Genomic DNA, 12842 nt, shown 5'->3' on the forward strand with positions numbered 1-12842 from the left:
TGTCGCGCAGAAATCGCGACATTCAGCGATCGACGGCCGCACCACCCGGCACGAGAGCCATGCCCTGTCCCAGAAACACCGCAAGCGCATCGAGGAGGCTTTCGGCTGGGCCAAGACCGTCGGCGGCATGGCCCAGACCGTCTATCGTCGCATCGAACGCGTGCGATCCCGCTTCATCCTGACGATGGTCGCCAACAACCTGGCCCGACTGCCCCGGCTGCTGGCAGCATGAAGCCGAAAACCGGCATCCGGCGTCCATGCCGCTCGTAGGAACGGGCCGGACGCGCAAAGCCGCTGGTCCCTCCGACGGGAAAACGCTCCAGAACGCCGAGTAATTCAGCGACCTGCTAGGACCGCCTCTCCGCCGGCCGTACAAACGGCGGTCGCTCGCCTTTCCCGGCTTCTCAGGCCGGACGCCGATCCTCCACGACGGTCGTCTCCACCGAGGTGATGGGTTCGTAGAGGATCCGCGCGAGAATGCCCGCCAGCGCCGCCCCCGCGATCGGCGCCAGCCAGAACAGCCAAAGCTGCGTCAAGTGACCACCCCCGGCAAAGATCGCCGGCGCGGTGCTGCGGGCCGGATTCACCGAGGTGTTGGTGATCGGGATCGAGATGAGATGGATCAGGGTGAGCGCCAGCCCGATCGGAATGCCCGCGAAGCCGATGGCAGCGCCCTTCGACGTGGTTCCGACAATGATCACCAGGAACAGGAAGAAGAAGGTCAGCACCAGCTCCGCTACGAAGGAGGCGGCCAGCGAGTATTGCCCTGGGCTGAGGGCGCCATAGCCGTTCGAGGCGAACCCTCCGGGTGTCCAGCCCGGCTTACCCGAGGCGATCAGCCAGAGCATCCCGGCCGCCAGGACCGCCCCGATCACCTGGACCACGATATAGGGGAGCACATGCTTGTTGGCGCAGCGCCCCGCCGCCCAGAGGCCGATCGTCACGGCCGGGTTGAAATGCCCACCCGAGATATGCCCGACCGCGTAGGCCATGGTGAGCACCGCCAGGCCGAAGGCGAAGGAGACTCCGACGAAGCCAATCCCCAGTTCGGGAAAGGCCGCAGCGAATACCGCCGCCCCACACCCCCCGAACACCAGCCAGAAGGTTCCAATGAGCTCTGCCGCCAGGCGGCGCTGCATGTCGCTGCTCATGACATCCGTCCTCCCCGAGCAGGCCCCGTGCTGCGGCGTCTGCCACTGACAGATCAGTTCGAACCGGCGCTCGGCGGCCTACACTCCGCCCGTTTCACGATCCGGTTCGATCACGTTTTTATTTCGCTTGCGTTGAATTAGCTCAAGGCTCGCTCTTACTGGCCCTGACGACCTCGGAAGTGCCTAAATGCACCCTGAAACTCTCCTTCCTTCGGCATTCCGCTTGCCTCTACCCACCACTTCCCCTATACGCCCCCGCCACCCTGCCGGGCGCGAGGCATCGCGCGCGGCTATGCCCTATTCCTGGCCGCCGCATCCCGCGTCGGCCCCGGGGCTGAGACATCCGAAGGGACAGAGATGCCGCTTTATGAAACCGTGCTGATCGCGCGGAACGACCTGACGCAGGCGCAGGTCGAGGCCATCGCCGACCAGGTCGGCGAGATCGTCGGCGGCGCCGGCGGCGAGATCCGCAAGCGCGAGTACTGGGGCCTCCGCGGCCTCGCCTACAAGATCAAGAAGAACCGCAAGGCCCACTACATGCTGCTGGGCCTGGACTGCGAGGCCGCCGCCGAGAAGGAGGTCGCGCGCCAGCTCGGCCTTCATGAGGACGTGCTGCGCCACATGACGCTGCGGATCGAGACGATCGACGACGCCCCCTCCGCCATCCTCGCCAAGCGCGGCGACGACCGTGAGCGTGACCGCGGCTTCCGCGGCCCCCGCCCGGCCGGCCGCTTCGGCTCCGGCCGTGGCCGTGAGCGCGGCGACGACCGCGAGGAATTCCGCGCCCGTCCCCGCGACGAGCTCGATCCCAACGGCGGCGAGGAGTAATCCAGAATGTCCGACACGACCGACCTGACCCCCGCCGCGCGCCGCCCGGCCGTCGGCGCCCGCCGGCCCTTCTACCGCCGCCGCAAGTCCTGCCCCTTCTCCGGCCCGAACGCGCCGAAGATCGACTACAAGGACGTGCGCCTGCTCTCCCGCTTCCTGAGCGAGCGCGGCAAGATCGTGCCCTCCCGCATCACGGCGGTCTCCGCCAAGAAGCAGCGCGAGCTGGCGAATGCCATCAAGCGCGCCCGCTTCCTGGCGCTGCTCCCCTACGTGATCAACGACTGATCAGGGGGCATAGACCATGATCGACGTCATCCTGATGCAGCGGGTCGAGAAGCTCGGCCAGATGGGCGACACCGTGAAGGTGAAGCCCGGCTACGCCCGCAACTTCCTCCTCCCCTCCGGCCGCGCCATCCGCGCGACCGAGTCCAACCTGAAGCGCTTCGAGAGCGAGCGCGCGCAGCTGGAGGCCCAGAACCTCAAGCGGCGTGAGGAGGCCGAGCGCGTGGCCGAGCGGATGGAGGGCCTGCAGATCGTCCTCATCCGTTCCGCCGGCGAGAGCGGCGCGCTCTACGGCTCCGTCTCCGGCCGCGACATCGCGGACGCGACGAAGGATGCCGGCCTCACCATCACCCGCGACCAGGTCATCCTGGAGCAGCCGATCAAAACGCTGGGCCTCACCACCGTCCGCGTCGCGCTGCACCCGGAGGTCTCCATCCCGGTGATCGTGAACGTCGCCCGCTCCCCGGAAGAGGCCGAGAAGCAGGCGCGTGGCGAGGACCTGCGCGCCGAGCAGGAGGCCGAGGAGGCTTCCCTCGAGGCCGAGCTGGCCGCCGAGCTCTCCGAGCTGGGTGCCGCCCGCGAGTAATCGACTCGCGTCACAAGCGCAAATACGGAATGGCCGCCTCGGTTCGGGGCGGCCATTCGCATATCTGGCGATCACGCTTCCGTGACCCGACCTTGCGGCAATTGATCAGGCACCGGTGCCGTCACAGCCTCCTGTCACAAAGGAGGCTCGGCCTTGCTGATCGACTCCATCCTTGCCCGCCTGATCCATCACGGAACCCTCACCGTGCGCCGCCCGGACGGCACCACACGCACCCTCGGCGGGACGCGCCCGGGCCCGAGCGCGGCCCTGGCGATTAAGACGCCCGAGATTGCCCGCCGCCTGGTCTGGAACCCGTCCCTGGCCTTCGGCGAGGGCTACATGGACGGCGACATCGACCCCATCGACGGCTCCACCATCCATGACGTGATGAACCTGCTGATCCTCAACCTGGCCCGAGGCGGAACCCATCCCGTCATGCGGCTAGGGGAAGGCATCCGCTGGGCCGGGCGCCGGCTCATGGACCTGAACACGGCCGACCGCAGCCGCCGCAACGTCGCCCATCACTACGACCTGAACGGCACTCTCTACTCCCTCTTCCTGGATGCCGACCGCCAGTATTCCTGCGCCTATTTCCCCACAGGGACGGAAACGCTGGAGGAGGCGCAGGCCCTCAAGAAGCGGCACCTCGCCTCCAAGCTCCGGCTGGACCGGCCAGACCTGGAGGTGCTGGACATCGGCTCCGGCTGGGGCGGCCTGGCCATCACCCTCGCCCGCGACTTCGGGGCCCGCGTCACCGGCCTCACCCTCTCAGAGGAGCAACTCGCCGAGGCGCGGGCCCGCGCCCAATCGGCCGGCCTGTCGGACCGCGTCCGCTTCGAGCTGATGGATTATCGTGCCTGGAAGCAGCCGATGGACCGCGTCGTCTCGGTCGGCATGTTCGAGCATGTGGGCATCAATCACTACACCGCCTTTTTCCGCACCGTGAAAGCCGCGTTGAAGGAGGATGGGGTGGCGCTGATCCACGCGATCGGCCAGTCGGAAGGACCCACCACCACCAATCCCTGGCTGACAAAATACATCTTCCCCGGCGGCTATTCCCCCGCTCTGTCGGAGGTGGTGCCGGCGGTGGAGAAGGCCGGGCTCTGGATCACCGATATCGAGATCCTGCGCCTGCACTATGCGATGACGATCGCGCATTGGCGGGCCCGCTTCTCGGCCAACCGGAATGCCATCAAGTCGCTCTACGATGAGCGCTTCTGCCGGATGTTCGAGTTCTATCTCTCCTGCTCGGAGCTCGCCTTCCGGCACTGGGGCCATATGAACTGGCAGGTCCAGCTCACCCGGAAGGTGGACGCCCTGCCGCTGACCCGGGACTACATGGTGGATGCCGAGCGCGCCGCGGCTTATCCACATGATCCACCGCCATCCACAGCGGCCGCCCAGGAGGTGAGGCAGGACGCGGAGCCCGCCTAGGGCTAGACTGGCCCCATGAACGCCTTCGACGCCCTGCTGCAGCCCGGCGGCGAGCCGGCCGGAAACGGCATGCTCGGCTTGTCCCAGCGCCTGCCCCCCTCCAACCTCGAGGCGGAGCAGGCCCTGCTGGGCGCGTTGCTGGCCAACAACAAGGCCTATGAACGGGTTTCGGAGTTCCTGGCGGACGAGCATTTCGCCGACCCGATCCATGGCCGCATCTACAAGGCCATCCAGCGCCGGATCGAGGCCGGGCAGCTGGCCGACGTGGTCACCCTCCGCGCCGAGTTCGAGCATTCCGGCCTGCTGGATGAGGTGGGCGGCCCCGCCTATCTGACCCAGCTGCTCACGGCCATGGTCGGCATCATCAATGCCGGCGAATACGGCCGCGTCATCTTCGACTGCTTCCTGCGCCGCCAGCTGGTGGATCTGGGCGAGGTGGTGGTGAACCGCGCCTTCGGGGCGGAGCCGGAGCTGGACGGCAAGGCCCAGCTGGAGGCCGCCGAACAGGCGCTGTTCAACCTGGCCACGGACGGCTCCTCCGATGGCGGCATGGTCTCCTTCGAGAAGGCGCTGACCACGGCGGTGGAGCTGGCCGAGCGCGCCTTCACCACCCCGGGCGGCGTTTCCGGCCTCTCGACCGGCCTGCGGGACCTGGACAGCAAGCTGGGCGGCCTGCACCCGTCGGACCTGCTGATCCTCGCCGGCCGCCCCGCCATGGGCAAGACCGCGCTAGCCGTGAAGATCGGCTTCGGCGCCGCCCGGGCGGTGCAGCGCGAGGCGCTGGAGAAGGACCCCAACGCCGTGGTCCGGGGCGGCGTCGCGATCTTCTCCCTCGAAATGAGCGCCGACCAGCTCGCCACCCGTATCCTCTCGGAGCAGTCGCGGGTCTCGGGCGACCGGATCCGCCGCGGCGACATCGCCCAGCGCGACTTCGACAAGTTCGTGGAGGTGAGCCGCGAGCTTGCCTCCATGCCGCTCTATATCGACGACACCCCGGCCATCACCATCTCGGCGCTGCGCACCCGCTGCCGGCGCCTGATGCGGACCAAGGGGCTGAACCTCATCATCGTGGACTATCTCCAGCTGATGCGCCCGGCCGCGGGCACCAGGCCGGAGAACCGCGTGCAGGAAATCAGCCAGATCACCCAGGGCCTGAAGGCGATCGCCAAGGAACTGTCCGTCCCGGTCATCGCCCTGTCCCAGCTCTCCCGGCAGGTGGAAAGCCGCGAGGACAAGCGCCCGCAGCTGGCCGACCTTCGCGAATCCGGCTCCATCGAGCAGGACGCCGACGTGGTGATGTTCGTCTATCGCGACGAGTACTACCTCGCGCAGAAGATGCCGAAGGAGCTGAACTTCGACAACGGCGAGAAGTACACCGAGGCGCTGGACAAGTGGCAGAAGGACATGGAGCAGGCCCATAACAAGGCCGAGCTGATCGTCGCCAAGCAGCGCCACGGCCCCACCGGCACCATCCGCCTCTTCTTCGAGGGCGAGTTCACCCGCTTCGGCGATCTCGAGCAGACCCACGACCAGGAAGATTATGGCTGAGACCGCCGGCGTCCTGACGGTCGATCTCGACGCCATCGCCGCCAACTGGACCGCCCTGCGGGCGCGCCATGCCGAGATGGGTGGCGGCGAGGTGGGCGCGGCGGTGAAGGCCGATGCCTATGGGCTGGGCGCGGCCCGCGTGGCCCCCGCCCTGGCCGCCGCCGGCTGCCGCCATTTCTTCGTCGCCCAGCTTTCCGAGGGGATGGCGCTTCGGCCCGTGCTCGGCCCCGGGGCGATGATCGTCGTGCTCAACGGCTTCCCGCCCGGCGCGGACCAGGAGGCGGAGCTCGTCCCGGTCCTGAACACGCCGGGCGATATCGCCGCCTGGTCCGGCACCGGCCGCGACGTGTTCCTCCACCTCGACACCGGCATGGCACGGCTTGGCCTCACCGCTGCGGAGCTGGAGGCCCTCGCGGAGGATCCCTCCCCCCTCCAGGGCGTGCGGCTCCGCTACGTGATGACGCATCTGGCCTGCGCGGACGACCCGCCGCACCCGATGAACACGGCCCAGGCCAGCCGCTTGGCGGCGCTGCGGGCCCGGCTGCCGGCCGCGCCCTTCTCCTTTGCGAACTCGTCCGGCCTCTTCCTCGGGCGGGACTTCGCCTCGAACCTGGCCCGGCCGGGCTGCGCGCTCTATGGACTCAACCCCACCCCGGGGCGGGCCAATCCCATGCGCCCGGCCGTCCGGCTCGCCGTCCCGGTGCTGCAGGTCCGGGATATTCCGGCCGGTACCCCGGTCGGCTACGGGGCCACCTGGGTCTCCACCCGCCCCTCGCGGATCGCCACCGTTGCGGCGGGCTATGCCGATGGCTATCTGAGGTCCCTCTCGGGCCGGGCGATCGGCCGGCACAATTGGCAGGACATTCCCCTGGTCGGCCGTGTCTCCATGGATCTCAGCACCTTCGACGTGACCGACCACCCCGGCATCGGCCCCGGCTCGATGATCGAGCTGATCGGCCCGGGCAATCCGGCCGACGAGGTCGCCGCCCGCGCCGGCACGATCGGCTATGAGGTGCTGACCGCCCTGGGCGCCCGCTACCGCCGCGTCTATACGCAGTCGGCGTGACCCTTTCCCCAACGGCCTTCCCGCCCCTGGCCTGGGTGGCGGCCCTCGGCCGCGCCACCCTGGCCCTCTGCCGCACCGCCGGCGCCGTCGTCCTCTTCGCACTGGAGGGGCTGAGCCATGTGGTGCGCCCGCCCTTCCACTTCCGCCTCTTCCTCCGCGCCTTCCTGGAGGTGGGCTACTTCTCCCTGCCCGTGGTGGGGCTGACGGCGGTCTTCACCGGTATGGTGTTGGCGCTGCAATCCTTCTCCGGCTTCTCCCGCTTCGGGGCGGAAGGGGCGGTGGCGAACGTCGTCGTCCTCTCCATCACGCGGGAGCTCGGGCCCGTCCTCGCCGCGCTGATGGTCTCGGGCCGGATCGGCGCCGCCTTCGCGGCCGAGATCGGCACCATGCGCGTGACCGACCAGATCGACGCGCTGACCACCCTCTCCACCGACCCGATGAAGTATCTCGTCACCCCCCGCCTCCTGGCCGGCCTGCTGGCCATGCCGCTGCTGGTGCTGGTGGCGGATGTGCTGGGCGTCATGGGCGGCTATCTCATCGGCACGCTGAAGCTCGGCTTCGGCAGCGCCACCTACCTCAAATCGACGCTCGACGTCCTGCAGGTGATGGATGTGGTGAGCGGCCTGGTGAAGGCCGCCGTCTTCGGCTTCGTAGTGGCGCTGATGGGCACCTGGTGCGGCTACAACTCCCGCGGCGGCGCGCAGGGCGTGGGCGCGGCCACCACCACGGCGGTGGTCGCCTCCTCCATCCTCATCCTTGCGCTCGACTACGTGCTGACCGAGGCCTTCTTCGCACGATGAGCGGCAGCGATGTTCCCAAGATCCGGCTGCGCGGGCTGCGCAAGGCCTTCGGCCCGAAGCAGGTGCTGGACGGCGTCGACCTGGATGTCATGCCCGGCCATTCCATGGTCATCCTCGGCGGGTCCGGCTCGGGCAAGTCGGTCACGATCAAATGCATCCTCGGCCTCATCCCGGCGGATGCGGGCACGATCGAGATCGACGGGCGCGACGTGCTGGCCATGTCGGCGCGGGAGCGCGAGGCGGTGCTGGACCGGACCGGCATGCTCTTCCAGAACGGCGCCCTCTTCGACAGCCTGCCGGTCTGGGAGAATGTCTGCTTCAAGCTGCTCGCGCAGAAGCGCATCACCCGGACCAGGGCCCGCGACAAGGCCGCCGAGGTGCTGGCCAATGTCGGGCTGGATGCGAGCGTCGGCGACCTTTCCCCCTCCGAACTGTCGGGCGGCATGCAGAAGCGCGTGGCCCTCGCCCGCGCCATCGCCTCCGAACCCGACATCATCTTCTTCGACGAGCCGACGACCGGCCTCGACCCCATCATGGGCGCGGTGATCGACGGGCTGATCGTGGACTGCGTCCGCCGCCTGGGCGCCACGGCCGTCACCATCACCCATGACATGGCCAGCGCCCGCCGGATCGGGGACCAGGCTTCGATGATCCACAAGGGGCGCATCGTCTGGACCGGCCCGGCCGCGCGGCTCGGCGAGACCGGCAATGCGCTGGTGGACCAGTTCGCGCGCGGGGAGCGCGAGGGGCCGATCGCGATGGAACTGCGCCGGTGACCACCCAGGCGCGGGATCGGCGCCCCTGAGGCAGGCACGGGTGCGTTGCGGGGCACTCCCGGCCCGCCCTTGTTCGGCCCCGGTTGCCTGACAGGACATGGGCCGGAGGGCCTGCGGCGCCCGGCACCCCGTTGAGAAGGCAAGACGGCTTGATCTCGATCCCGAAGGGTTCCCCTTCGCCGAATGGGGAACTGCACCGCCCTCCCCCGGCCGGAAGCACGCCCACTGGCCGCCTCGATCTCGAGCGCCTGCTGGGCGATTCCGCCCCGGATCGCCTCACCCTGGCCATCCTGGCCTATCTTCTTTTCCCCGGGCTGCTCTTCCTCCTGGGCTGGGTGAGCCTCTGGGTGGCGCTGCCGGCTGGCCTGGCCGCGGTCGCGGCATTCGCCCTGGCACCGGGCTGGCGCGGCACCTGGCCGCTCTCCGCGCGCATGACCGCGCTCTGCCTGGCCCTCGGGCTGCTCTGGGCCGGCGCCACCGGGGCGCATCACCTCGTCTACAGCTCGGCCGACTGGCAGATCCGCGACGCCGTGCTGCGGGACCTCGCCGCCGGGCCCTGGCCGGTGGGCTACCAGGAGGCCGGTGGTGCGCAATGGCTGCTGCGGGCGCCGCTCGGCTTCTATCTTCCCGCGGGGCTCCTTGGCCGCATCGGGGGCTTCCGGGCGGCCCAGATCGCGCTCTGGCTCTCCACCGGCCTGGGCTTCGGTCTGGTGCTGATGCTGCTCGCCCTCGTGGCGCGGGCGGTGGCGCCGGGGCGCCGGGGCGCCTTCGCCCTCCTCGCCATCGTCTTCATCCTGTTCCACGGCCTCGATCTCCTGCCAAACATGTGGCTCGACTGGCGGTTCGGGACCGGCCCGCTGGCGAGCTGGGGCCGGGGTGGCGAATGGTGGCCCCGGCTGTTCCAGTATTCCGGGCATGTCACGGCCATCCTCTGGGCACCGAACCATGCCATGCCGGCCTGGCTGCTCGCGCTGCTGCTGCTGCGGCATGGGCGCCGCCCCGAATTCCTCCGCCACCTCGCCCTGCCCTTGGCCGCCGGTGCTTTCTGGAGCCCGGTGGCGAGCGCCGGGGCGGCGCTGCTGGCCGGGGCCGTCCTGCTTCGCCAGCACGGGTGGCGGGCGGCCGGGCTGGCGCTGTCCCCCGCCAACCTCCTGGCCGTTCTCTTCGCCATTCCCGTCTGCCTCTATCTCGTCGCGGGATCGGCGGCGGTGCCGCATGGCCCCTTGCTGAGCGTGCATCCGGGCTGGAGCACGCCGCTGGTCTGGGCCGTCTTCCTCTTGCTCGAGGTGCTGTGCTGGGCGGTTCCGGCGGCGCTGCTGATCCGCGGCCGGGTGTTCATGGCCTCGGTTGTTCTTCTCTGCCTGCTGCCCGCCTATGTCTTCGGGCCGGGCAACGAGATGACGGCGCGCGGCGGCATGGCACCCCTGGCCGTGCTGGCCGTGGCCGTGGCAGCCGCGCTGCTGGCTCCGCAGCCCGGGCGGGCCCAGCAGGCCGCGCGGCAAGCGCTGGTCGGCTTCGCGGTCATTGCACTGGGCGGTGCGGCGATGGAAGCGAGCCTGCTGCTCAAGCGTCCCTGGCCCGCCAGCGCGGAGTGCCCCCTGCTTGAAGCCGCTCGCCATTCGGTCTTCGCCGCCACGACGGACTGGGCACATTATCTGGCGCCCTGGCCGGAAGAGATGCTTTCGGGGTGGCTGCAGGAGCTCCCGGCACGGCCGGCAGAGCGTGCGGCGGGGTCAGCACCATGTTGGCCGGAGGGAGGGCCCTGAACCCGCGATCCCGGCCAGGACAAGTCGTGGGTGAGGTGAGTTTCAGAGTGACGGGCGGAGCAGGCAAAAACCGAGCACGGCTCGTATTGTTTCCGGACGATTTTCGAGGCCGGTGTTGAACACAAGCGCGCCGAGGATTGGCCTCCTGCGCCCTCGCGCATCAGGTCGCCGGCCGTCGATGCCGCGACCAGCCGAGGAGCCGGCATGATGCAGCGTGTCGACAGCTCCGGACCAGCAACCCTGGCAGCCGCTCCGGCAGTCCTACCGCGCGCCCGGGGTGCATCGATCAGCAACGCCTAGGCGCAGTCCGGATCCGGTGCCGCTTCTGACGGTGCCTTGGGCGGCCTGAGCAAGAGGTTCGGGTCAGGTCATCCTGCCTGGCTCCCCCTCATCCACCTCCTTGTAGAGCCAGTTGAGGAAGGCCTGAGCCTTCCGGTCGGGCGGACGCTCGGCGGGCCAGACGGCGTGGTAAGCCAGGGCGCGCCGCACCGGCAGGTCGAAGAGGGGAACGAGCAGGCCGGCCCTGATGTCCTGGCTCAACAAGGGCATCTGGCCGATCGCCACGCCCAACCCCTCCACCGCCGCCTGGTAGGTCAGGACGGAGCTCGTGAACTCCATCCCCTCCTGAAGGAGGTCCAGGCGGCTGATCCCTGCGAGCCAGTCGCGCCAATCGTTGCGGCGGTAGCGAGAGACGAGCATCCGGTGCCCTGGCAGGTCGTCAGGTTTATGGAGCGGCGGGCCAGCTTCCAGGAGACGGGGGCTGCACACGGGCTGCAACACATCCGGCAGCAAGGGCCGGGATCCCAGGGCCGGCCAATGGCCGTCCCCAAGTTGGATGGAGAGGTCCACCGGGTCGCGGTCGAAGTTCACGGGCGTGACGCTATGGCTCAGGCGGATTGCGATCCCGGGATGCGCAGCCTCGAACCGGTTCAGCCGCGGCAGGAGCCACTTCGCCGCGAAGGTGTTGTAGACCCGCACCCGCACCGGCGCCGTCCGCGCCTCCCGCCGCACCCGCTCCGTCGCCGCCGCGATCCGCTCGAAGGCCGGCCCCAGTTCCTCCTGCAGCATCTGTCCTTCCGGCGTCAGCGTCGCGCCACGCCGTTCGCGCTGGAAGAGCCGTGCGCCAAGATAACCTTCCAGGACCGCGACCTGCCGGCTGACGGCCGCCTGGGACACGCCGAGGAGATCCGCCGCGCGCGTGAAGCTGCCGAGGCGGGCAGCCACCGTGAAAACATGCAGCGGGTTGAAGGGGGGCACTGGCGCGGTCATCGACTCCTCCACGCTTCTGTACGTCGCACGCAAGACATAACCAAATATCATGGATGCATAAAGAACGGTTGGCTACCCGGTCCCGCTGCCCGGGCGCAGCATCGCGGCAACACCAGCAAGACCTAGGGCGGAGACGGCGCGCGCATGGATTTCAACCTCACCGAGGATCAGAGGATCTTCGCCGACAGCGTGCGCCGCTTCGCGGAGGAACATCTGGCCGCTGGGGCCCTCGAGCGCGCGCATAGGCCGGGCTTTCCCTATGACGTGGCGCAGCTCATGGCGCAGCAGGGCCTGCTCGGCATCACCATCCCTGAGAAGGATGGCGGCCAGGGCGGCACGCTCATGGACGCGGTGCTGGCGATCGAGCAGGTGGCGCTCGTCTGTCCCCGCAGCGCGGACGTGGTCCAGGCTGGCAATTTCGGCCCGATCCGCACCTTTGCCGAGTACGCCACGCCGGAGCAGAAGGCGCGGTGGCTGCCGGACCTGCTGGCGGGAAAGAACGCTATCTCCCTCGGCATGAGCGAGCCGGAAGCTGGCTCGGCCGCGACCGAGTTGAGGACGACGGCGCGCCTCGACGGTGACCACTATGTCGTCAACGGCTCCAAGGTCTTCGGCACGCACAGCGCCGAGGCCTCGCTCTACCTGATCTATCTCCGCTTCGGGCCAGGCATCGACGGGATCGGTTCGGTCCTCATCGAGCGTGGCACCCCTGGCTTCACCGTGGGGCAGCCGTCGCGCTTCCTGAACGGGGAGGAGTGGAGCACGCTCTACTTCGAGGATTGCCGCGTGCCGAAGGAGAACCTCCTCCTCGGCCCCGGCGGATTCAAGAAGCAGATCGCCGCCTTCAACGCCGAGCGGGTGGGCAATACCGCGCGCTCCCTCGCCGTGGGCCGCTACGCCTTCGAGCGCGCGAAGGAGCACGCCGCGACCCGCCGGCAGTTCGGGCGCACCCTCTCCGAATTCCAGGGGATCCAGTGGAAGTTCGCGGAGATGGCGCTGAAGCTCGAATCAGCGCAGCTCCTGCTCTACCGCGCAGCGGTGAACGCGGACCGCGGCCTGCCCTCGCCCTATGAGACGACGCTGGCCAAGCTGGCCTGCAACCAGGCCGGCTTTGATGCGGCGAACGAAGCCGTGCAGATCATGGGCGGTACCGGCTTCTCCGAGGAGTCACTGGTCGAGTACTGCATGCGCCGCTGCCGCGGTTGGATGATCGCGGGCGGCTCGATCGAGATGATGAAAAACCGGCTGGCGGAGGAGGTGTTCGGGCGCCGCTTCTCCCAGCGGCCGCCCAGGCCGACGGCTGCCCCGGACGCTGCGCGAGCGGCGGAGTAGGCGC

The 12842-nt window shown here is 69.2% G+C and carries 13 protein-coding genes; 11 read left to right on the forward strand and 2 right to left on the reverse strand.

Annotation, left to right across the window (positions count from 1 at the left end; genetic code table 11):
- Window positions 1–232 (forward strand): transposase (locus BUB97_RS21080; RefSeq protein WP_175562548.1); only part of this gene is annotated, 232 nt, incomplete at its 5' end.
- A gap of 172 nt (window positions 233–404) precedes the next feature.
- Here the strand turns inward: BUB97_RS21080 and aqpZ are convergent.
- Window positions 405–1151: an aquaporin Z gene (gene aqpZ / locus BUB97_RS21085; protein ID WP_073138476.1), complete on the reverse strand. Its 747-nt coding sequence runs from the start codon at window positions 1149–1151 to the stop codon at window positions 405–407.
- 357 nt (window positions 1152–1508) lie between these two features.
- Between aqpZ and rpsF the strand changes: the two genes are divergently transcribed.
- The 9 genes from rpsF to BUB97_RS21130 all read left to right on the forward strand — a co-directional run bounded on the left by rpsF (window position 1509) and on the right by BUB97_RS21130 (window position 10237).
- Window positions 1509–1979 (forward strand): 30S ribosomal protein S6, encoded by a 471-nt coding sequence (gene rpsF, locus BUB97_RS21090; RefSeq protein WP_073138478.1) that lies wholly within the window; start codon window positions 1509–1511, stop codon window positions 1977–1979.
- A gap of 6 nt (window positions 1980–1985) precedes the next feature.
- Window positions 1986–2264 carry a 30S ribosomal protein S18 gene (gene rpsR, locus BUB97_RS21095; RefSeq protein WP_043830720.1) on the forward strand — a complete coding sequence of 93 codons (279 nt, stop codon included), beginning with the start codon at window positions 1986–1988 and terminating at the stop codon, window positions 2262–2264.
- A gap of 16 nt (window positions 2265–2280) precedes the next feature.
- Entirely contained in the window at window positions 2281–2847 is a 567-nt protein-coding gene (rplI, locus tag BUB97_RS21100) for a 50S ribosomal protein L9 (RefSeq protein ID WP_073138480.1), read from the forward strand.
- Between the two features lie 153 nt (window positions 2848–3000).
- Entirely contained in the window at window positions 3001–4281 is a 1281-nt protein-coding gene (locus BUB97_RS21105) for an SAM-dependent methyltransferase (RefSeq protein ID WP_073138482.1), read from the forward strand.
- A gap of 15 nt (window positions 4282–4296) precedes the next feature.
- The gene (locus tag BUB97_RS21110) at window positions 4297–5829 is read left to right on the forward strand and encodes a replicative DNA helicase (protein WP_073138484.1); all 1533 of its coding nucleotides are present in this window, start codon (window positions 4297–4299) and stop codon (window positions 5827–5829) included.
- A complete protein-coding gene (gene alr, locus BUB97_RS21115) occupies window positions 5822–6895 on the forward strand; it encodes an alanine racemase (protein WP_073138486.1) in 1074 nt (357 codons plus the stop codon). The genes BUB97_RS21110 and alr overlap by 8 nt, the downstream gene beginning before the upstream one ends.
- Window positions 6892–7695, forward strand: a complete 804-nt coding sequence (locus tag BUB97_RS21120) for an MlaE family ABC transporter permease (RefSeq protein ID WP_408906148.1) — start codon at window positions 6892–6894, stop codon at window positions 7693–7695. Before alr ends, BUB97_RS21120 begins: the two co-directional genes overlap by 4 nt.
- Entirely contained in the window at window positions 7692–8471 is a 780-nt protein-coding gene (locus tag BUB97_RS21125; protein WP_073138488.1) for an ABC transporter ATP-binding protein, read from the forward strand. The genes BUB97_RS21120 and BUB97_RS21125 overlap by 4 nt, the downstream gene beginning before the upstream one ends.
- A 149-nt stretch (window positions 8472–8620) precedes the next feature.
- Complete coding sequence (locus tag BUB97_RS21130; protein ID WP_073138490.1) at window positions 8621–10237, forward strand: hypothetical protein; 1617 nt, start codon at window positions 8621–8623, stop codon at window positions 10235–10237.
- A 363-nt stretch (window positions 10238–10600) separates the two neighbouring features.
- Here the strand turns inward: BUB97_RS21130 and BUB97_RS21135 are convergent, their stop codons facing one another.
- Complete coding sequence (locus BUB97_RS21135; protein WP_073138492.1) at window positions 10601–11506, reverse strand: LysR substrate-binding domain-containing protein; 906 nt, start codon at window positions 11504–11506, stop codon at window positions 10601–10603.
- A gap of 144 nt (window positions 11507–11650) precedes the next feature.
- Between BUB97_RS21135 and BUB97_RS21140 the strand changes: the two genes are divergently transcribed.
- Window positions 11651–12838 (forward strand): acyl-CoA dehydrogenase family protein, encoded by a 1188-nt coding sequence (locus tag BUB97_RS21140; protein WP_073138494.1) that lies wholly within the window; start codon window positions 11651–11653, stop codon window positions 12836–12838.
- Window positions 12839–12842: the final 4 nt, after the last annotated feature.

Origin of the sequence: Muricoccus roseus (genome assembly GCF_900141905.1) — a bacterium.
Lineage (GTDB): Bacteria > Pseudomonadota > Alphaproteobacteria > Acetobacterales > Acetobacteraceae > Roseomonas > Roseomonas rosea.